18 protein-coding genes are annotated in these 21374 nt (G+C 67.6%); 16 read left to right on the top strand and 2 right to left on the bottom strand.

What is annotated here, in order from left to right; genetic code table 11:
- Window positions 1-74 precede the first annotated feature (74 nt).
- The 3 genes from PIJ50_RS00805 to PIJ50_RS00815 are packed head-to-tail and all read left to right on the top strand — an operon-like array spanning window position 75 to window position 2416.
- On the top strand, window positions 75-764 hold the full coding sequence (locus tag PIJ50_RS00805) for a DUF484 family protein (protein WP_271971842.1): 690 nt from the start codon (window positions 75-77) through the stop codon (window positions 762-764).
- Complete coding sequence (locus PIJ50_RS00810; protein ID WP_271971843.1) at window positions 761-1678, top strand: tyrosine recombinase XerC; 918 nt, start codon at window positions 761-763, stop codon at window positions 1676-1678. The genes PIJ50_RS00805 and PIJ50_RS00810 overlap by 4 nt, the downstream gene beginning before the upstream one ends.
- Before the next feature lie 42 nt (window positions 1679-1720).
- A complete protein-coding gene (locus PIJ50_RS00815; RefSeq protein ID WP_271971845.1) occupies window positions 1721-2416 on the top strand; it encodes a CDP-alcohol phosphatidyltransferase family protein in 696 nt (231 codons plus the stop codon).
- A gap of 136 nt (window positions 2417-2552) precedes the next feature.
- Here the strand turns inward: PIJ50_RS00815 and ileS are convergent, their stop codons facing one another.
- Window positions 2553-5477: an isoleucine--tRNA ligase gene (gene ileS, locus PIJ50_RS00820; RefSeq protein WP_271971847.1), complete on the bottom strand. Its 2925-nt coding sequence runs from the start codon at window positions 5475-5477 to the stop codon at window positions 2553-2555.
- A gap of 240 nt (window positions 5478-5717) precedes the next feature.
- Between ileS and PIJ50_RS00825 the strand changes: the two genes are divergently transcribed.
- From PIJ50_RS00825 to PIJ50_RS00885, 13 genes are all read left to right on the top strand, one after another.
- Window positions 5718-7103, top strand: coding sequence for an MORN repeat-containing protein (locus tag PIJ50_RS00825; protein ID WP_271971848.1), 1386 nt, complete (start codon window positions 5718-5720; stop codon window positions 7101-7103).
- Window positions 7104-7190: 87 nt separating this feature from the next.
- On the top strand, window positions 7191-8396 hold the full coding sequence (locus PIJ50_RS00830) for a PQQ-dependent sugar dehydrogenase (RefSeq protein WP_271971850.1): 1206 nt from the start codon (window positions 7191-7193) through the stop codon (window positions 8394-8396).
- A 46-nt stretch (window positions 8397-8442) separates the two neighbouring features.
- On the top strand, window positions 8443-9450 hold the full coding sequence (locus PIJ50_RS00835) for a magnesium transporter CorA family protein (RefSeq protein ID WP_271971852.1): 1008 nt from the start codon (window positions 8443-8445) through the stop codon (window positions 9448-9450).
- Between the two features lie 211 nt (window positions 9451-9661).
- The gene (locus tag PIJ50_RS00840; RefSeq protein WP_271971853.1) at window positions 9662-11224 is read left to right on the top strand and encodes a 2-isopropylmalate synthase; all 1563 of its coding nucleotides are present in this window, start codon (window positions 9662-9664) and stop codon (window positions 11222-11224) included.
- A 125-nt stretch (window positions 11225-11349) separates the two neighbouring features.
- Window positions 11350-12384: a rod shape-determining protein gene (locus PIJ50_RS00845; RefSeq protein WP_271971854.1), complete on the top strand. Its 1035-nt coding sequence runs from the start codon at window positions 11350-11352 to the stop codon at window positions 12382-12384.
- 18 nt (window positions 12385-12402) lie between these two features.
- Complete coding sequence (mreC, locus tag PIJ50_RS00850) at window positions 12403-13305, top strand: rod shape-determining protein MreC (RefSeq protein ID WP_271971856.1); 903 nt, start codon at window positions 12403-12405, stop codon at window positions 13303-13305.
- Window positions 13302-13841, top strand: a complete 540-nt coding sequence (locus PIJ50_RS00855) for a rod shape-determining protein MreD (protein ID WP_271971857.1) — start codon at window positions 13302-13304, stop codon at window positions 13839-13841. Before mreC ends, PIJ50_RS00855 begins: the two co-directional genes overlap by 4 nt.
- Entirely contained in the window at window positions 13838-15793 is a 1956-nt protein-coding gene (gene mrdA, locus PIJ50_RS00860; protein ID WP_271971859.1) for a penicillin-binding protein 2, read from the top strand. Before PIJ50_RS00855 ends, mrdA begins: the two co-directional genes overlap by 4 nt.
- On the top strand, window positions 15790-16929 hold the full coding sequence (gene rodA, locus PIJ50_RS00865; RefSeq protein WP_271971861.1) for a rod shape-determining protein RodA: 1140 nt from the start codon (window positions 15790-15792) through the stop codon (window positions 16927-16929). The genes mrdA and rodA overlap by 4 nt, the downstream gene beginning before the upstream one ends.
- Before the next feature lie 9 nt (window positions 16930-16938).
- The gene (locus tag PIJ50_RS00870) at window positions 16939-17862 is read left to right on the top strand and encodes a 2-hydroxyacid dehydrogenase (protein WP_271971862.1); all 924 of its coding nucleotides are present in this window, start codon (window positions 16939-16941) and stop codon (window positions 17860-17862) included.
- Window positions 17863-17897: 35 nt separating this feature from the next.
- Window positions 17898-18449 carry an SH3 domain-containing protein gene (locus tag PIJ50_RS00875; protein WP_442900693.1) on the top strand — a complete coding sequence of 184 codons (552 nt, stop codon included), beginning with the start codon at window positions 17898-17900 and terminating at the stop codon, window positions 18447-18449.
- The gene (locus PIJ50_RS00880; protein ID WP_271971864.1) at window positions 18449-19330 is read left to right on the top strand and encodes a cation diffusion facilitator family transporter; all 882 of its coding nucleotides are present in this window, start codon (window positions 18449-18451) and stop codon (window positions 19328-19330) included. The genes PIJ50_RS00875 and PIJ50_RS00880 overlap by 1 nt, the downstream gene beginning before the upstream one ends.
- A gap of 38 nt (window positions 19331-19368) precedes the next feature.
- Complete coding sequence (locus PIJ50_RS00885) at window positions 19369-20727, top strand: glutamine synthetase family protein (RefSeq protein ID WP_271971865.1); 1359 nt, start codon at window positions 19369-19371, stop codon at window positions 20725-20727.
- Here the strand turns inward: PIJ50_RS00885 and PIJ50_RS00890 are convergent.
- Window positions 20709-21371, bottom strand: coding sequence for a sirohydrochlorin chelatase (locus PIJ50_RS00890; RefSeq protein ID WP_271971867.1), 663 nt, complete (start codon window positions 21369-21371; stop codon window positions 20709-20711). The two genes, PIJ50_RS00885 and PIJ50_RS00890, sit on opposite strands and share 19 nt — an antisense overlap.
- Between the last annotated feature and the right edge of the window lie 3 nt (window positions 21372-21374).

Below are 21374 nucleotides of genomic sequence, written 5' to 3' on the forward strand. Positions count from 1 at the left end.
ATATCGGGCCAAGGCCCGTTGTGCGGGGGCGACCTCTCTATATACTGCCCCGAAACACGACGGACGAGAGCAGGATGCAACCCAAAGACGGGCCCACGGACTGGCGCGACAGGATCCTGTCGCAACCCGAACTGGTGCTGGAGGATGCCGACGTGATGCGCGCCCTGATCCAGGCGGGCGACGTGCGGCGCGGGCCGAACGTGGTCGACCTGCGGGGCGCCGCGATGGACCGGCTGGAAACCAAGCTCGATGCGCTGGAGGACACGCACCGCCACGTGATTGCCGCGGCCTATGAAAACGTGTCCGGCACCGCGCAGGTGCACCGCGCGATCCTGGCCCTTCTGGACCCGCCAACTTTCCCCGCCCTGCTGGAGGCGCTGGACGGCCCCATCCGCGACACCCTGCGTGTGGACAGCCTGCGCCTTGTTCTGGAAACCGCCGAGGAGGAGCAGGACCCCGCGCTGGAACGCTTCGAAGGTGTGCTCTGCACCGTGCCTGCGGGCTTCATCGCGGCCTATGCCGGGCGCGGCGGCCCCGTGATCCTGCGCGCCGCGTCGGGGGGGACGGAAACGATCTGGGGCGACCGCACCCGCTGGGTCCGGTCCGAGGCGCTGATGATGCTGGACCTCGGCCCCGGACGGCTGCCGGGGATGCTGGCCCTGGGCGCCACCGATCCCGACCAGTTCCGCGCCAGCCACGGCACGGACCTTCTGTTTTTCCTGAACGGCGTGTTCGAGCGGGTGATGCGCCGCTGGCTGTCATGAGCCTGGCCATCCCCCCCGCCGCGCGCGACGCGCTGGAACGCTGGCTGTCGCATCTGTCCAGCCTTGATGGTCGGTCGCCCGCGACGGTCAAGGCCTATGCGCTGGACGTGACGCGCTGGCTGGACTTCATGGCCCGCCACCGCGGCGAAGGATATGGCCTGTCCGTCCTGATCGCGGCCGACCAGGGCGACCTGCGGTCCTGGATGGCGTCGGAACGGGCGGCGGGCGTGGGATCCCGCTCGCTGGCGCGCCGGCTGTCGGCCGTCAAGACCTTCACCGGCTGGCTGAGCGAGCGGGAGGGCGGCGACGCCACGGCCGTCCTGTCGGCCCGCAGCCCCCGCTATCGCCGCACCCTGCCCCGCCCCCTGCCCGAAGATGCGGCGCGCGAGATGCTGACCGAGGTGGCCATCCATCCCGAGGAATGGATCGCGGCCCGCGATCAGGCCGTCGTGACGCTGCTTTACGGCTGCGGGCTCCGCATCTCCGAGGCGATCGGGCTGGATTGCGACATGCTGCCGATGCCCGACACGCTGCGCATCCGCGGCAAGGGTGGCAAGGAACGCCTGATCCCCACCCTGCCCGTCGCGCGCGAGGCGGTGGAGCATTACGCCCGCTTGTGCCCCTACGAGCTTACGGCCGGGCCCCTGTTCCGCGGCGCGCGGGGCGGCCGGCTGAACGCCGGGATCATCGACACGGTGGTGGCGCGGGCGCGGGCGCGTCTGGGCCTGCCCGCCTCGGCCACGCCGCACGCCTTCCGCCATTCCTTCGCCACGCATCTGCTGGCGCGGGGGGGCGACCTGCGCACGATCCAGACGCTGCTGGGCCACGCTTCGCTGTCGACCACCCAGACCTATACCGGCGTCGATACGGCCCGGCTGATGGACATCTACGCCCGCGCCCACCCCCGTGCCTGACCCCCGTTGCACTTGCCGGCCCGAAAGGTCATTCTGCGCGTCATGACTCCTCGCCTCAAAGCCCTTTCCGTCCACCTGCTGACCGCCACGGGCGCGGTGCTTTCCATGCTGGCGATGCTGGCGGCGGTGGAGGGGCATTGGGCGATCATGTTCCTGTGGCTGGTGGTGGCCCTGATCGTGGACGGGATCGACGGCCCGCTGGCCCGCCGCTATCAGGTGGAAAAGAACTGGCCCTCCTATGACGGGGTCCTGATGGACCTGATCATCGACTACCTGACCTACGTGTTCATCCCCGCCTTCGCGCTGTTCCAGTCGGGGCTGCTGGACGGGTGGGAAGGCTGGCTGACCATCATCGCCATCACCTACGGGTCCGTCGTCTATTTCGCCGACACGCGGATGAAGACGAAGGACTATTCCTTCGCGGGCTTTCCGGGCTGCTGGAACATGGTCGTGCTGGTCCTCTTCGCCATCCGCCCGAACGAGACGGTGATCCTTGTCATCTCGCTTCTGCTGACCGCGACGATGTTCACGAACCTGAAGTTCATCCACCCGGTCCGCACGGCCCGCTGGCGGGCGGTGTCGCTGCCCATGGCCATCGCCTGGACGATCTTCGCCGGCTGGGCCGCGTGGGTGTCGTTCGATCCGCAAAGCTGGGCGCATTGGGGGCTTGTGGTCACCTCGGTCTACCTGCTTCTGGCGGGGATCGCGCAGCAGATCATTCCCCAGCGGACGCGCTGAGGTCCACCGGCAGCGCCGGGCGGACGCTGTGGCAGAACGCCTTCTGTCATCCATAGAAAAGGCGCCCTGCGGGGCGCCTTTTTTGTTCGTTCCGCCGGTCCGGTGCTTCGGACCGGCGATGATGCCGGCCGGTTTGTCAGTCCAAAACCGCGTCGCAGCGCGCGCAGGTTTCGGGATGCGCGTGGGTGCCCACGTCGGGCAGGATCTGCCAGCAGCGGGCGCATTTCTCGCCCTCCGCCTCGTGGAACACCACGGCCACGCCGGGCACGTCCGTCAGGGCAAAGGCGTCCGACGGCGCCCCCCCGTCCGCCAGCGTCAGGCCCGAGGTGATGCAGATCTCGGCGAAGTCGACCGTGCCCAGCGCCTGCCGCAGGGCCTCGTCCGCCACATGCACCACCGGGGCCGCCTCCAGGCTCGCGCCGATGACCTTTGCGGTGCGCTGCACCTCCAGCGCGGCCGTGACGACGCGGCGCGCGCCCCGGATCGCCTGCCATTTCGCGGCCAGCGTCGCGTCCAGCCAGTCGGCCGGCGTGTCGGGCATGTCGCGCAGGTGGACCGAGGAGCCTTCGCCCGGGAAGCGCGACAGCCACACGTCCTCGGTCGTGAAGACGAGGATGGGGGCCAGCCACGTCACCAGCCGGTGGAACAGCAGGTCCAGCACCGTGCGCGCCGCGCGGCGACGCAGGCTGTCCGCCGCGTCGCAATAGAGCGCGTCCTTGCGGACGTCGAAGTAGAAGGCCGACAGGTCCGTGGTGCAGAAGGTGAAGAGCCGTTGGAACACGCCCTGGAAGTCGAAGGCGGCGTAGCCGGCCCGCACCTCGGCGTCCAGTTCCGCCATGCGGTGCAGGACCCAGCGCTCCAGCTCCGGCATGTCGGCGGGGGCGACGCGCTCGGCCTCCTCCCACCCGTGGAGGGCGCCCAGAAGGAAGCGCAGCGTGTTGCGCAACCGGCGGTAACCGTCGGCGGTGCCCTTCAGGATCTCTTTCCCGATGCGCTGGTCGGCGGTGTAGTCGGCCTGCGCCACCCACAGGCGCAGGATGTCCGCGCCGTATTCCTGCACGATCTTTTCCGGCACCACGGTGTTGCCCAGCGACTTGGACATCTTCATGCCCTTTTCGTCCAGAGTGAAGCCGTGGGTCACCACATTGCGATAGGGCGCGCGGCCCATCGTGCCGCAGGCCTGCAGCATGGACGAATGGAACCAGCCGCGATGCTGGTCGGTGCCTTCCAGATAGACGTCGGCGATGCCGTCCGCCGTGCCGTCCGGCCGGTCCCGCAGCACAAAGGCGTGGGTGGAGCCGGAATCGAACCACACGTCCAGAACGTCGAAGATCTGGTCGTACTGCTCGGCCCGGTCGCCCAGAACCTCGGCCTTGAAGTCGGGGCGATACCAAACATCGGCGCCCTCGGCCTCAAACGCCGCGACGATCTTCGCGTTCACGTCCGCGTCGCGCAGCAGGAAGTCCGCGTCGTCGGGTTTCGCGCCCTTCTTCACGAAGCAGGTCAGCGGCACGCCCCAGGCCCGTTGGCGCGACAGCACCCAGTCGGGCCGCGCTTCCATCATGGACCGCAGGCGGTTCTGTCCCGATACGGGCGTGAACTTCACCAACCGCTCGATCGACGCCAGCGCCCGCTTGCGGATCGTGTCGCCGTATTCGCCCTTGCCGTCGTCCAGCGGCCGATCAATGCCCGCGAACCATTGGGGCGTGTTGCGGAAGATCAGCGGCGCCTTCGACCGCCACGAATGCGGGTAGGAGTGCTTGACCTTCCCCTTGGCGAACAGCGCCCCGGCACCCGCCAGCGCCTTGATGTTCGACACGTTGGCCGGGCCTTCCTTGCCGTCGGGCAGGATGATGTGCTGGCCGCCGAACAGCGGCAGGTCCGCGCGGTAGGAGCCGTCGGGTTCGACGTTGTAGGTCATCGGCAGGCCGAACTTCAGCCCGACCTGATAGTCGTCGTCGCCGTGGGAGGGCGCGGTGTGCACGAAGCCCGTTCCCGCCTCGTCCGTGACGTGGTCACCGGGCAGCATGGGCACGCCGTAGTCCCACTCGGCATTCCCGCCCTCGATCCCGCGATAGGGGTGGGACAGGATCACGCCTTCCAGTTCGGACGCCGCAACATCGCGCAGGCGTTCGAACTCCGCAACCTTCGCCTGTGCCATGACGGCGTCGGCAAGGCTGTCGGCCAGCAGGATCAACTCGCCCGGCTTCTCCTCCGTCGCCGCGACGCGGTAAAGACCGTAGGAGATCGTCGGATTGTAGGCGACGGCACGGTTCTGCGGGATGGTCCAGGGCGTGGTGGTCCAGATCACGACGGAAGCGTCGGCGAGGTCCGCTGCCGGATCGGTGGAGGCGCCCCGCGCATTCCCGAGGCTTGCCACCTGGAACCGCACCCAGACCGTATGGCTGGTGTGGTCGTGGTATTCGACCTCCGCCTCGGCCAGCGCGGTCTTTTCGACCGGCGACCACATCACGGGCTTGGACCCCTGATAAAGGGTGCCGTTCATCAGGAACTTCATGAACTCGTCGGCGATCACGGCTTCGGCGTGGAAGTCCATGGTCAGGTAGGGATCGGCCCAGTTGCCCGTGACGCCCAGACGCTTGAACTCCTCGCGCTGGATGTCGACCCAGCCCTTGGCAAAGGCGCGGCATTCCTGGCGGAAGGCCACGATGTCCACGTCGTCCTTGTTCAGGCCCTTGGCGCGGTACTGCTCCTCGATCTTCCATTCGATGGGAAGGCCGTGGCAGTCCCAGCCGGGCACATAGCGCGCGTCGAAGCCCATCATCTGGTGCGACCGCACGATCATGTCCTTGATCGTCTTGTTCAGCGCGTGGCCGATGTGCAGGTGCCCGTTGGCATAGGGGGGGCCGTCGTGCAGTGTGAAGGGCGTGCGGCCCCCCTTCTGAAGATCGGCCTTTTCGCGCAGCCGGTCGTAGATGCCGATCGTGTCCCAACGGGCCAGCCATTCGGGTTCGCGCTGCGGAAGGCCGCCGCGCATGGGAAAGTCGGTTTCCGGCAGGAACACGGTGTCGCGGTAGTCGGGTGCGGTGTCATCGCTCATGGAGCGTGTCCTCATATCGTCGTGGCAGGGGAAATGCCGTGCAGGGTCCTCCCGGCGGGCCGCTGGCGGTCAGCTCGCCGGGCCGGTAATTCGACGTATGGGGCATGTGGTTTTCATGCCGCCGCTTATAGGCGGACCCGCCCCGCCGGTCCAGAGCGATCGCACGGGCGCCGCCGCGGGCACGGGTTGCGGCAAGCTGATCATTTCCCTAAGGTTTGTCCAACTGGACGGGAGTAGGCCATGGCGAGACATCTCTGGATCGGAACGGCGGTGGCGCTGGCGCTCGCCGCCCCGGCGCTGGCGCAGGACGTGCGGACGAAGCAGTATGACGACGGCTCCGTCTATGAAGGCACGTTCGAGAACGGGCTGCAGCAGGGCCAGGGCACCTACCGGATGCCCAACGGCTACGAATACACCGGCAACTGGGACCAGGGCACGATCCAGGGCGCGGGCACCGCGCGCTATCCCAACGGATCGGTCTATGAAGGGCAGTTTGCCGACGGCCGCCCGCAGGGCAAGGGCAAGATCACCTTCGCCGACGGTTCCACCTATGAAGGGGACTGGGAAGGCGGCCAGCGCAGCGGTCAGGGCACGGCGGTCTATGCCGACGGCACCCGTTACACCGGCGGGTTCCAGAACGGCCAGCCGCAGGGCCAGGGCCGGATCGAGACGGCCGACGGCTACGTCTACGAAGGCGCGTGGGACGCCGGTCAGAAATCCGGCGAGGGCAGCATCACCTATGCCAACGGCTCCACCTATCAGGGGGCGCTGGCGGCGGGGGTTCCCGCGGGCCGCGGCACGCTGACCACGAAGGACGGCATGAAATACGAAGGCGACTGGGTGGAGGGCCGGATCGAGGGCAGCGGCAAGCTGACCCAGCCGAACGGCGACACCTATGAAGGGCGCTTCGTGAACGGCAAGCGCGAAGGTCAGGGCCGCGCCGTCTATGCCAGCGGAGAGGTCTACGAGGGCGGCTTCGTGCAGGACCAGCGCGAAGGCCGCGGCACCCTGACCCGCCCGGACAAGTACCGCTATCAAGGCGACTGGAAGGCCGGCGTCACCGAAGGCGCGGGCAAGGCCACCTATTCCGATGGATCCGTCTATGAAGGCGCTTTCGTCGGCGGCCAGCCGCAGGGCCAAGGCACGATGGTCTATGCCGATGGCAGCCGCTACGAAGGCGGCTGGGCCGAAGGCGCGATGGACGGTCAGGGCAAGATCACGCAGGCCGACGGCACAATCTATGAGGGCGGGTTCGCGGCCGGCCGCTATGACGGGACAGGCACGCTGACCCGCGCCGACGGCTACCGCTACGAGGGCGCCTGGAAGGCGGGGGAGCGGGACGGCAAGGGCACGGCCACCTTCCCCGACGGCACCGTCTATACCGGCGATTTCGTGGCGGGTGAGCGGGACGGCACGGGCGAGTTGAAGCGTCCGGATGGCTATCACTATCAGGGCAACTGGAACGCGGGGCAGTTCGACGGCCAAGGCACCCTCACCTATCCCACGGGCGACCGGTATGACGGCCTGTTCGCGGCGAACCAGCCGGACGGTCAGGGCACGATGACCTATGCCAACGGCCAGACGGTCAGCGGCGTCTGGAACGACGGGCAGCCCCCCGCCCAGTGATCCCGCGTCCCGCGTTCCCTGCGACAATCCGCGCGGGGAACGCAAGGTTCGGCACGGCGTTGCCCGCGAAACCTTGGGAGGATTCCGATGCAACGCCTGCTGGTCACCACCGCCGCCCTGTTTCTGACCCTGCCCGCCCTTGCCCAAGAGGCGCGGCCTCCGGTTCAGACGGCGGCCCCCAATGCCCCCAACCAGACCCCGGCCTTCGACGGCCAGACCCGCGCACCGCAGCCGCCGCAGGCGACTGCCGTGCGAATGGAAACGGTGGCCGAGGATCTGCCCCACCTGTGGGCGATGGAGTTCCTTCCGGACGGCCGGATGCTGGTGACGGCCAAGGGCGGCGACATGCACATCCTCGACGATGGCACCGCCAGCCCCGCGATCAGCGGCGTGCCCGAGGTGGTGAACGAAGGCCAGGGCGGCCTTCTGGACGTGGCGCTGGGCAACGACTTCGCCGAGAACGGCACGATCTTCTTCTCGTTCTCCGAACCGCGCGAGGATGGGAACGGCACGGCATTGGCCAAGGCCCGGCTGGTGGAGGACGCCGAAGGCGCCCGGCTGGAGGATGTGCAGACCATCTTCAGCCAGCGGCCCACCTATGACGGCGACAAGCATTTCGGATCGCGCATCGTGGTGGGCCCGGACGACGTGATCTGGCTGACGGTCGGCGAACGGTCAGACCCCGAACCCCGCGTGCAGGCGCAGGAGCTGAACAGCCACTTCGGCAAGGTCATTCGCATCACGACCGACGGCGCCCCGGCCGAGGGCAATCCCTTCCTCGGCCAGGACGGGGCGCAGCCCGAGATCTGGAGTCTCGGCCACCGCAACACCCAGTCAGCCGCGATGGACGCGGACGGTCGGTTCTGGATGATCGAGCATGGCCCCAAGGGCGGGGACGAGCTGAACCGCCCCGAGGCCGGCAAGAACTATGGCTGGCCCGAGGTGACCTATGGCATCGAATATTCCGGCGGCCCCGTGGGCGAAGGCATCACCCAGCGCGCCGACACGCAGCAGCCCTTGTATTACTGGGATCCGGTGATCGCGCCGTCGGGCATGGCTTTCTATGATGGCGAGATGTTCCCTTCGCTGGACGGGGCCATCCTGGTGGGCGGTCTGGTCACAAAGGCCGTGGTCGTCCTGCACATGGACGGCGACCGCGTCACGCATGAGGAGCACCTCCCCGTGAACGCCCGCGTGCGCGACGTGAAGGTCGGCCCCGACGGCGCGATCTATGCCGTGACGGAAGAACGGGGCGGCCCCTCCACCATCGTGCGCATCACGCCCGGGGCGTGACGAAATCGGCTTGCCCGCCGGACGGAGTGCGGGCAAGCCTGACGGCATGATCGAACACCACATCCTGTCGAACGGCGCGCTGTGCAGCGTCGAGGGCCCGCCCGAGACGCTGGACGGCGTGCTGTGGGTCGACCTGTGCAACCCCACCCGCTGGGAAGAACGGCTGATCGAGGAGCGGGTCGGTGTCGCCGTTCCCACCCTGGCCGAGATGGTGGAGATCGAGGATTCCTCGCGGCTTTACATTGACGGGACGGCGATGGTGATGACCATCGTCGTGATCGAGGGGATGGACACCGGTCGTCCGCGGCGCGCGCAACTGACGCTGGTCCTGCTGCCGCATGTGCTGATCACCGTGCGCTATGCCAATCCGGTGCCGCTGCGCACCATCGCCGCCCGCGTGGCCCGGCATCCGGCCGAATCCGACTCGGCCCCGCGCCTGATGGCGACGATCCTTGAAGCCTTCGTGGAACGCATCGCCGATGTGCTGGAACAGGTCTCGGGCGAGTTGACGGCCATTTCGGACACAGTGTTCTTCGAGGAAGGCAAAGGCCCGCAGGAACAGGACCTGAAGAAGCTGCTGCAGAAGCTGGGCCGCCAGAACCGCGCCTTGTCGATCTTGCGCGAAAGCCTGCTGTCGCTGGACCGGCTGCTGCCCTTCCTGCGCGACGCCACCTCGGGCAAGGCGGCGCGGACCGAAGGGGAAGTGCTGCCGCAACTCGCCCGCCTCTCCGCCAAAGGGGACAAGCGCCTGAAGGCGATCGAGCGGGATCTGAAATCCCTTTCGGCCTATGAATCGCAGGTGGAGCAGGAACTGACCTTCCTGCATTCGGCCACCATCGGCCTGATCGGGGTGGAGCAGAACAAGATCATCAAGGTCCTGTCGGTCGCCACTGCCCTGTTCCTGCCGCCCACGCTGGTGGGCACCGTCTACGGCATGAACTTCCACAACATGCCCGAACTGGACTGGCGCTATGGTTATCCGCTGGCGCTGGGCGTGATGGTGCTGTCGGCGGGGCTGCCCTACCTGTGGTTCCGCCGCAAAAAGTGGCTATAGGGCAGAAAACCTGCCGCTTATTTGCGGTTGCCACCCGTTCTTGCACGCTTATAGTCCCGTTCATGGTACGGGACCAACATATCACACACAGGGGCTTCGCCCCCGGCTGCTCCCGCGGTCTCCTTCTTCTTACGCTCCTCTGAGCGTGCCCTCGGGCGCGACCGCTCAGAGGTGACCAGCGCCCGGCACACGCGAACGAAGGAAGAAGACCATGCAAGACAAAGTATTCATTTTCGACACCACCCTGCGCGACGGCGAACAGTCCCCCGGCGCCACCATGACCCATGCCGAGAAGCTGGACATCGCCCAGATGCTGGACGAAATGGGCGTGGACATCATCGAGGCCGGGTTCCCCATCGCCTCGGAAGGTGATTTCGAGGCGGTGTCGGCCATCGCCAAGAACAGCCGCAACTCCGTCATCTGCGGACTGTCGCGCGCGAACTTCAAGGACATCGACCGCTGCTGGGACGCCGTGAAGCACGCCGCCCAGCCGCGCATCCACACCTTCATCGGCACCTCGCCCCTGCACCGCGCCATCCCGAACCTGGACAAGGACCAGATGGCCCAGCGCATCCACGACACCGTGACCCATGCGCGCAACCTGTGCGACAACATTCAGTGGTCGCCCATGGACGCCACGCGGACCGAACACGACTATCTGTGCCGGGTGGTGGAGATCGCGATCAAGGCGGGCGCCACCACGATCAACATTCCCGACACCGTGGGCTATACCGCGCCGCGCGAAAGCGCCGAGTTGATCCGCATGCTGCTGGAACGGGTGCCGGGCGCCGACGACATCATCTTCGCCACCCATTGCCACAACGATCTGGGTATGGCGACGGCGAACTCCCTCGCCGCGGTGGAGGCGGGCGCGCGCCAGGTCGAATGCACGATCAACGGCCTCGGTGAACGCGCCGGCAACACCGCACTGGAAGAGGTCGTGATGGCCCTGAAGGTCCGCAACGACATCATGCCCTTCCGCACCGGCGTGGACAGCACGAAGCTGACGGCGATCAGCCGCAAGGTCGCCACCGTGTCGGGCTTCCCCGTCCAGTTTAACAAGGCCATCGTCGGCAAGAACGCCTTCGCCCATGAATCGGGCATCCACCAGGACGGCATGCTGAAGAACGCCGAAACGTTCGAGATCATGCGCCCGGCCGATGTGGGCCTGACGGAAACGTCGCTGGTGATGGGCAAGCATTCGGGCCGTGCCGCCCTGCGGTCCAAGCTGAAGGATCTGGGGTTCGAGGTCGCGGACAACCAGCTGGCCGACATCTTCGTGCGGTTCAAGGCCCTCGCCGACAGCAAGAAGGAGATCTACGACGAGGATCTGCTGGCGCTGATGCAGGACACGGGCACCACCTCGGACCAGGACGCGCTGCACATCAAGCGGCTGCGCGTGATCTGCGGCACCGACGGCCCGAAAGAGGCCGAACTGACCCTGACCGTGAACGGCGAGGACAAGACGGCGGACGCCACGGGCGACGGCCCGGTGGACGCGGCTTTCAATGCGGTGAACATGCTGGTGCCGCATTCGGCCCGCCTCGCGCTGTATCAGGTGCAGGCCATCACCGAAGGCACCGACGCGCAGGCCACCGTCACCGTGCGTCTGGAAGAGGATGGCAAGATCGCCACGGGTCATGCCGCCGACATGGACACGGTGGTCGCTTCGGCCCGCGCCTATGTGAACGCGCTGAACCGGCTGATCCTGCGCCGCCAGAAAACGGCGCCGGGGCACGACACGAAAGCCGTAAGTTACCGCGACGCCGGCTGAACCCCGCTGATTATCTCGTGATGGGGCAAAGCGGAGCCTTTCGCTTTGCCCCTTCGCTTTTTATAAGGACCCGCCCGTGCCGCGCATGACTCGGGCGGCTTCGGGACAGCAGGACAGGAACGCAAATGGCATTGGCGGGTATCTTTTCGTCGGACATGGCTATCGACCTCGGCACGGCGAACACGCTCGTCTATGTGAAGGGACGCGGGATCATCCTGAACGAACCTTCGGTCGTGGCCTATCACGTGAAGGACGGCAAGCGGCAGGTTCTGGCCGTGGGCGAGGATGCGAAACTGATGCTGGGCCGCACCCCCGGCAGCATCGAGGCGATCCGCCCGCTGCGCGACGGCGTCATCGCCGACTTCGACACGGCGGAGGAGATGATCAAGCATTTCATCCGCAAGGTGCACAAGCGCACGACCTTCTCGAAGCCCAAGATCATCGTCTGCGTGCCTTACGGCGCCACGCCCGTTGAAAAGCGCGCCATCCGCCAGTCGGTCCTGTCGGCCGGCGCGGGCCGCGCGGGCCTGATCGCCGAACCCATCGCGGCGGCCATCGGCGCGGGCATGCCCATTACCGAACCCACCGGCAACATGGTGGTCGACATCGGCGGCGGCACGACCGAGGTGGCCGTCCTGTCCCTGGGCGACATCGTCTATGCCCGGTCCATCCGCGTGGGTGGCGACCGCATGGACGAGGCGATCATCTCCTACCTTCGCCGTCAGCAGAACCTGCTGATCGGGGATGCGACCTCGGAACGGATCAAGACCTCCATCGGCACGGCGCGGATGCCCGACGACGGGCGCGGCACCTCCATGCTGATCCGCGGCCGCGACCTTCTGAACGGCGTCCCGAAAGAGGTGGAAATCAACCAGGCCCAGGTGGCCGAGGCGCTGATGGAACCCGTCCAGTCGATCTGCGACGCGGTGATGCAGGCGCTGGAGGCGACGCCCCCCGACCTTGCCGCCGACATCGTGGACCGCGGCGTGATGCTGACGGGCGGCGGCGCGCTGCTGGGCGATCTGGATCTGGCGCTGCGCGAACAGACGGGCCTTTCCATCTCGGTCGCGAACGAGCCTTTGAACTGCGTGGCGCTGGGCACCGGCAAGGCGCTGGAATATCAAAAGCAGCTGCGCCACGTCATCGACTACGAAACCTGATCGGACGCCGGACACATCGTGGCACGGGACAACGGATCGGAGCAGTTCACCCGCCCCCTGAGACGCGTCCTCGTCGGCGGGCTGGTTCTGCTGCTTCTGGCCATCTTCATGATCTGGCGGATCGACAGCCCGCGCGTGGAACAACTGCGCGCGGCGCTGGTCGACCGCTTCGTGCCCAGCTTCGGCTGGGCCATGGCGCCGGTCACCAAGGCCGCGGCGATGATCGACGACGCCCAGTCCTATGTCCGCATCTATGAACAGAACCAGGAACTGCGGCGCGAGCTTCAGCAGATGCGCGCTTGGAAAGAGGCGGCGCTGCAACTGGAACAGCAGAACGCCCGCCTTCTGGACCTGAACCAGGTGCGGCTGGATCCGGAACTGACGCATGTGACCGGCCTCGTGCTGGCCGACAGCGGATCGCCCTTCCGCCAGTCGGTGCTGCTGAACGTCGGTCTGCGCGACGGGATCCGCGACGGATGGGCCACCATGGACGGGGTGGGCCTTGTTGGCCGCATCTCGGGCGTGGGTGATCAGACGAGCCGCGTGATCCTTCTGACCGATTCGAACAGCCGCATCCCGGTGGTGGTTCAGCCGTCCGGGCAGAAGGCGATCCTGTCGGGCGACAACAGCGGCGCCCCGGTGATGGAGTTTCTGGAAAAGCCCGATCTGGTGCGCCCCGGCGACCGGGTCGTGACCTCGGGCGACGGATCGGTGTTCCCTGCCGACCTTCTGGTCGGAGAGGTGGCGCAAAGCCCGGACCGCCGGTTGCGCGTTCGGCTGGCGGCCGATTACGGGCGGCTGGAATTCCTGCGTGTGCTGCGGATGCGCGAACGCTCCGTCCCGGCCGAGGCGGGGGCGCTGGTCACGCCCCCCCTACCCCCCACGCCCGAATTGCCCCCCATCGAAGGAACCGCCCCATGAGCGGTCTGGGCCGGGCGGGGCGCTGGTTCCACCGGCTGGCCTTCGTCCTGATCGCGCTGGTGCTGGTGCTTCTGCGCCTGCTTCCCTTGGGCGGCGAGGCAGGCGAATGGCCCGGCCCCGACCTTCTGCTGTGCGTCACGCTGGCCTGGACGCTGCGCCGCCCCGACGCGATGCGCGTCTGGCTGATCGCCGGCGTCTTCCTGATCGAGGATCTTCTGCTGATGCGGCCCCCTGGCCTTTGGACCGCGGTGGTCGTCGTCGGGACCGAGTTCCTGCGCAGCCGCATGCGCTTTGCACGCGAATCGAACTTCCTCAGCGAATGGCTGGGGGTGGCGCTTCTGGTGCTCGGCATGACGCTGGCTTACCGATTTGTGTTCACGCTGGCCTTTCTTCCACAGGTCGGTCTGGGATATGCGATGATCGGAACGGGCGCGACGATCCTGTGCTATCCTGCCGTCGTGCTGGCCACCGCCTGGGCCTTCGGCCTGCACAAGCCCGCCACCGGTGAAATCGACGCCTATGGGAGACGGATGTGAAACGCATCGCCCACCGCGACAGTGACGAGACGACCCGCCGCACGACCCGCCGCGCCCTGATCATGGGGGGCGCGATGTCGGCCGTGGTCGCGGTGCTGGGCGCGCGCCTGCGCTACATGCAGGTGGACCAGGCAGACCAGTACCGCCTTCTGGCCGAGGAGAACCGCGTCTCCATCCGGCTGATCCCGCCCAACCGGGGGCAGATCTTCGACCGCAACGGCCGGCTGATCGCGGGCAACGAACAGAACTACCGCATCATCATCACGCGCGAGGATGCGGGCGACGTGAACGATGTGCTGCACCGCCTGCAACGCGTGATCCCCCTGTCGGACGAGGACATCGCCCGGGTGGAGGATGAGGCGAAGAAGCGGTCGGCCTTTGTGCCGATCATCGTGGCCGACCGCATCAGCTGGGACGACATGGCCCGCGTGGCAACGAACGCCCCTTCCCTGCCCGGCGTCACGCCCGAGGTGGGGCAGTCGCGGATCTACCCCCTTGATACCGATTTCGCGCATGTGGTGGGCTATGTCGGCCCCGTGTCGGAACGGGACCTGAAGGCGCAGGAAAACCCCGATCCCCTGCTGCAGATCCCGCAGTTCCAGATTGGCAAGGCGGGGGTGGAAACGTGGCGCGAGGATGTGCTGCGCGGCGAGGCCGGCACCCGCCGGATCGAGGTGAACGCCGTCGGCCGCATCATGCGCGAACTGGACCGCGTGGAAGGCCAGGCGGGGGCGGACCTCACGCTGACCATCGACGCCGAGGTGCAGAACTTCGTCAACGCCCGCCTTGGGGGCGAAAGCGCCGCCGTGGTCGCGATCGACGTGACGAACGGGGACCTTCTGGCCATTTCCTCGGCGCCCTCGTTCAACCCGAACCTGTTCGTGCGCGGCATTTCCTACAAGGACTACTCGGCGCTGACGGGCAACGATCACCGGCCCTTGGCCAACAAGGCGGTGTCGGGGGCCTATCCGCCCGGGTCCACGTTCAAGATCGTGACGGCGCTGGCCGCGCTGGAAGCGGGCGTCATCGACGCCGACAGCACCGTTTATTGCCCCGGCTATTACGAATATGGCGGGCGGCGCTTCCACTGCTGGTCGCGCGGCGGGCACGGGCACCTGAACCTGGACGGCGCGCTGGGCCGCAGTTGCGACGTCTACTTCTATGACGTGTCCCAGCGCGTCGGCATCGACAAGATCGCCGAAACCGGCCGCAAGATGGGCCTTGGCCAGCGCCACGACCTGCCGATGTCGGCCATCGTCGAAGGCGTGATGCCCGACAAGGCGTGGAAGATGGCCAGCTACAGTCAGGAATGGCGGATCGGCGACACGATCAACGCCTCCATCGGTCAGGGCTATGTCCTGGCCTCCCCCCTGCAACTGGCGCTGATGACGGGGCGGCTCGCCTCGGGCCGCGCCATCGTGCCGCGGCTGGTCCGCGCCATCGACGGGCAGGAGGTCGCGACCGAGGAAGCGCCCGCGCTGGACATCCCCCCCTCGTTCCTGCGGATGGTCCGGCACGGGATGTTCACCGTGTCGAACAAGCTGGGCATGACCGGCTATTCCAGCCGCATCGTGGATTCCGCCATGACCATGGCGGGCAAGTCCGGCACGGCGCAGGTGCGCAACATCACCGCCGCCGAACGCGCCCGCGGCGTCATCAGCAACGACCAGCTGCCTTGGGCCCGGCGCGACCACGCGCTGTTCGTGGGTTTTGCCCCCTATGACAATCCGAAGGTGGCCGTGGCCTGCGTGGTGGAACATGGCGGCGGCGGCTCCACCGTGGCGGCCCCCATCGTGCGCGACGTCCTGCTGCGCATCCTGTCGGGCGGGATGCCGCCCCTGGCCGCCTATCCCGAAAGCCAGCGGTCGCGGATCGAGACAGCGCTGTCGGAACTGCCCCTGCGCGACTTCGCGGCGCTGGCGGGCGCCACCGGGGTGCGGGGCCGGGCATGAGCTTTCTGGAATACCGCATTCAGACGGTCCCCTCGGGGCCGCGCAAGCTTCTGTATCTGAACTGGGCGCTGATTCTGCTGCTGACCTCCGTCTGCGCGGTGGGCTGGCTCATGCTCTACTCCGTCGCGGGCGGGGATATCGGCACCTGGGCCGAACCGCAGATGAAGCGTTTCGCGGTCGGGCTTTCGATCATGATCATCGTGGGCATGGTGCCGATCTGGTTCTGGCGCAACATGTCGGGCGTGGCCTATCTGATCGCGGTGGGGCTTCTGGTCGCCGTGGACGTGATGGGGCATATCGGCATGGGGGCGCAGCGCTGGCTGAACCTCGGCTTCATCATGCTGCAACCGTCCGAGCTGATGAAGATCGCCCTCGTGATGATGCTGGCGGCCTATTACGACTGGCTGGACCCGAAGAAGGTGTCGCGGCCCCTGTGGGTGCTGCTGCCGGTTGGGCTGATCCTGCTGCCGGTGGCGCTGGTCATGGTGCAGCCCGACCTTGGCACCGCGATCCTGCTGATGGGCGGTGGCGCGGTCGTGATGTTCTGCGCGGGCGTCAGCTGGATCTACTTCGCCGTGGTCATCGGCGCCGGCGCGGGCCTTGTCACCGTGGTTCTGATGAGCCGGGGCACCCCGTGGCAGCTGCTGCACGATTACCAGTACAAGCGGATCGACACCTTCCTCGATCCTTCTTCGGACCCGCTGGGGGCCGGGTATCACATCACGCAGGCCAAGATCGCCCTCGGCTCCGGCGGCTGGACGGGGCGCGGCTTCATGCAAGGCACGCAAAGCCGGCTGAACTTCCTGCCCGAAAAGCACACCGACTTCATCTTCACCGTCGTGGCGGAGGAGTTCGGCTTCATTGGTGCCTGCTCGCTCCTTATCCTCTATGCGCTGATCATCGCCTTCTGCATCTCCTCGGCCGTGCGGATGAAGGACCGCTTCGCCTCGTTGGTGACGCTGGGGATCGCGGCGTCGTTCTTCTTCCTGTTCGGGGTGAACATGCTGATGGTCATGGGGCTGGCGCCCGTGGTGGGCGTGCCACTTCCGCTGGTCAGCTATGGCGGGTCGGCGATGATGGTGTTGCTCACGGCCTTCGGGATCGTGCAAAGTGCCCATGTCCACCGTGCCCGCTGAAGGATCCCCATGCTGACCATCCTGTTTTCCGCCCCCGACGCGCTGTGGAACCAGTATGAGGAGGTGCTGCCCGCCGCCCTGTCCGCCAAGAGGGTGGACGGGACGCTGGTGCGCGACGCCGATCCCGCGGCGGTCGACTACATCGTTTATGCCCCGAACGACCGGCTGCACGACTTCACGCCCTTCACCAAGGCGCGCGCCGTCCTCAGCTTGTTCGCGGGGGTGGACCGGATCGTCGGAAACACCACGCTGACACAGCCCCTGACCCGGCTGGTCGATCCGGGCTTGGCCGAGGGGATGGTGGAATGGGTGACGGGCCAGGTGCTGATGCATCACCTGCATCTGGACCGCAACCTCGGCGCCGCCCCCCACTGGGTGCAGAACGCCCCGCCGCTGGCGCGCGACCGCCGCGTGACGCTGTTGGGCTTGGGCGAACTGGGCATGGCCTGCGCCGACATGCTGCGCGCCCTGCATTTCGACCTGCGAGGGTGGAGCCGGAGCGCAAAGGACGCTCCCTTCCCCACCTCCCACGGAACGGACGGGCTGAAACAGGCGCTGGACGGGGCCGAGATCGTCATCACCCTGCTGCCTGACACGCCCGACACGCGCAACATCCTGAACGCCGAAAGCCTGCGCTGGCCGGCGCGGGGGGCGGTGGTCATCAATCCCGGGCGCGGGCCGCTGATCGACGATGAAGCTCTTCTGGCCGCGCTGGCCGACGGGCGCATCGGCCACGCGGTGCTGGACGTCTTCCGGGTGGAACCGCTGCCGGCCGATCACCCGTACTGGGCGCATCCGCGGGTCACCGTGTCGCCCCACATCGCCGCCGTGTCGCGGCCGACATCCGCCTCCCTCGTGGTGGCGGAGAACATCCGCCGGTCCGAGGCCAGCGAGCCGCTGCTGTTCCTCGTGGACCGCAGCCGGGGTTACTGAAGAGCGGGCGAACCGCCACACGAAAGGGCAGACGCATGAAGGGACTGATCCGGGCCACGGTCGCCGCGGCCATGATCGCCGGCGGCATGGCCGGCGCGCAGGAGATGGGGGCGGAGGACGCGCCCCCGCCGTCGGCGGACCGCCCCGTCGCGGACCCGTCCGTGGGGGCGGTGACCAACCTGCCCCTGCCCCGTTTCGTGACGCTGAAGACCAGCGAGGGCAACGCCCGCCGGGGCCCCGGCCTGACGCATCGCATCGACTGGGTGTTCACGCGCGACGGGATGCCCCTGAAGATCACCGCCGAATACGGTCACTGGCGGCGGGTGGAGGATTTCGAGGGAGCGGGTGGCTGGGTGCATTACGCGCTTTTGTCCGGCACGCGCAGCGCGCTGATCACGGCGCCGCTGGCGCTGCTGCATGCGGACGCCTCGGCGGATTCGGCGGTTGTGCTGAAGGCGGAAAAGGACGTGATCGGCACGCTTCAGGAATGCCAGAAGGACTGGTGCCGCCTGCGGATCGACGGGAACGAAGGCTGGATCGCCAAGGCCGACTTCTGGGGCGTCGGCCCGGATGAGATCCTGAACTGATGTCCGACCACGCGCGCATGACCCTTCGGGCCGGCCTCGCCTCCATCCTCGTTGCGGGGATTCTGGTGGCGCTGAAGCTGTGGGCCGTGTCGTCCACCGGCGCGCTGTCGATCGCGGCGTCGCTGGCGGACAGCGCGATGGACCTGATGATGTCGCTGGGCGCGATGACGGCGCTGATCTATGCCCAGCGTCCGGCGGACGAGGATCACGCCTTCGGCCATTCATCGGCCGAGGATATCGCGGCCTTGGGGCAGTCGGTGTTCATCGTCATCTCGGCCGGGGTGATTGCGGTGGCGGCGGTGCTGCGGCTTCTTTCCCCCGATCCGCACCCCATCGCGGCCGAGGGGCAGGGCATCGCGGTGATGGGCGTGTCCATCCTGCTGACGCTGCTGCTGGTCTGGTGGCAGGGGCGCGTGGCGCAGCGCACGGGCAATCGCGTCATCTCGGCCGACCGGCTGCATTATCTGGGCGACCTCATCCCCTCGGTCGGGGCGATCGTGTCGCTGATGGCATCGGGACCGCTGGACCTGCCGCAGATCGACAGCGTGGTGGCCCTTGCGGCGGCGGTCTTCATGGTTATCGGCGCCGTCGGCATCGGGCGCGGCGCCTTTGACGCGCTGATGGACCGGCAGGCCGATCCCGAACTGCTGGAAGGCATCATGACCCTGACCCGCAACTGGCCCGAGGTGCGGGGCTTTCACGATCTGAAATCGCGCACCGCCGGCAGCCGCGTCTTCATTCATCTGCACATCGAGCTGGACGGAAACCTGACGCTGCGCGAGGCGCATGACATCGGCGCAGGCCTGAAGCGGACGATCACCCTTGCCTATCCGCAAACGGACGTGATCATCCACAAGGACGTGGCGGACCCCAAGGTCTGATCCGCCGCCCCCCCTTTTTGCCAGAAGAAGCCAAAGCCATGACCGATCCCGCCGAAGCCCGCGCCTTTCTGGACGCCCACCCGCAGGTGGAGGCGATCGACATCGTCCTGCACGACGCGAACGGCGTAGGCCGCGGCAAGATCATCCGGCGGCACGAGCTGGAGGGGCTGTTCGCGAACGGGCGGCTTCTGCCGATCTCCATCCTCGGCCTGGACATCTGCGGCGAGGATGTGCACGAGACGGGCCTGATCTGGGACAAGGGCGACGGCGACGTGCGCGCCTGGCCGATCCCCGGCACGCTGGTGCCCCTGCATGGCACGAACCGGGCCGAGGTTCTGATGGCGGTCCATGACCTGGACGGCGCGCCCATGGGACCGGACCCCCGCCACGCGCTGGCCCGGCAGGTGACGGCGATGGCCGATGACGGCCTGCACCCCGCCGGTGCGTTCGAGCTGGAATTCTTCCTCCTGGCGAACGAGCGCGACTCTCTTGGCCGGGTGCAGCCTGCGCGGGACGTGCTGGACGGCCGCGCCACCAAGCGGACCGAGGTGTATTCCGTCGATCACCTGCACGGGATGATGCCGCTGTTCGACGCTATCTATGCGGGGGCGAAGGCGGCGGGAATTCGGGCGGAAACCATGATCTCGGAATTCGCGCCGGGGCAGTACGAACTGACCCTGCACTATCGCCACGACGTGCTGCGCGCGGCCGACGACCTGATCCGGCTGAAGCGGATCGTCCGGGCGCAGGCGCGGGCGCGCGGCGTGACCGCCTGCTTCATGGCCAAGCCGATGGAGGATGTGGCCGGATCCGGCATGCATTTCCACGTGTCGCTGAACGACGCCGAAGGGAACAACCTGTTCGGCGAGGATGGCACGGGCTGGTCCGACCGCATCCTGCACGCCTTGGGCGGGTTGAAAGCCACGATGGCGGAATCAATGCTGGTCTTCGCGCCCCACGCCAACTCCTGGCGGCGCTTCGCCGCGCAAAGCTATGCTCCGGTGTCGCCCACATGGGGGGTGAACAACCGGTCGGTCGCGCTGCGGATACCTGAGGGGCCAAAGGCGTCACGGCGGATCGAGCATCGCCCCGCAGGCGTCGACGCCAATCCCTATCTGGTGGCGGCCACCGTGCTGGCGGGGATCCGTTACGGGTTGCGGAACAAGATCGATCCGGGGCCGGAGGTGACGGGCAACGGCTATGACGCCCCCGCCGATCCCGACATGCCCGCCGACTGGCGGGATGCGATCCGGCGGGCGGACGGCTCTGCCTTCCTGAAGGACGCGCTGGGCACCGAGATGCACCGCACCTTCTGCGCGATCAAGGCCGCCGAACTGGCCCGTGTGGCGCGCACCATCGCGGATGTGGATTACGACCTTTACCTGCACACCGTCTGAAGGGCCGCGGCGATGATCGCGGGCACGCGCGGATCCAGACCCACGGGATCCAGACGCGGGCCGGTGAAGTTCGCCTGATCCAGCGCCGTCGGCAGATCCTCGATCACGTGGCCGCCCCGCGCAGCGAAGAACGGAAGGCAGGCGGCATCACGCATGGTCGCGGCCACCTCCGCGATCTGCGGGCTTTGGTCGATAAAGGCGGCGCGGGCCGCAAGGCCCGTTTCCGCCGCGATCCGCGCAGCCATGTCATGGGCGATCTGCGACGGCGCGGAACTGCGGAACGATCCGTGGGCGGCCAGCAGGATCGACCGGCCCACGGCGCGCGCCAGATCCACGGTCAGCGCGGCGATGGCCGGATCGGTGCCAAAGGGCGGCAGGATGTGCCAGTCCTCGCCCCCCGCCTCGGCCAGCCGCTTGGGCAGATGGGTCTGCGTGAACCAGCCTTCGGCCATGAACAGCGGATAGACGAGGCCCGGCGCACCCGCCACGCCCTGCACCAGTGCGTCCGGCTCGGCCAGGGTGGCCGAACGGACGTCCCAGCCTGGCAGATGGTCGGCCACACGCGCGGCCAGCGCGGCAATCTCGGCCGCGGCGGGTGCGGGGTCGGAAGGCTGGCCATGGGCCACGATCAGGGCAGTGGTCAAACG

Origin of the sequence: Falsirhodobacter sp. 20TX0035, assembly GCF_028307215.1 — a bacterium.
Taxonomy (GTDB): Bacteria; Pseudomonadota; Alphaproteobacteria; order Rhodobacterales; family Rhodobacteraceae; genus Falsirhodobacter.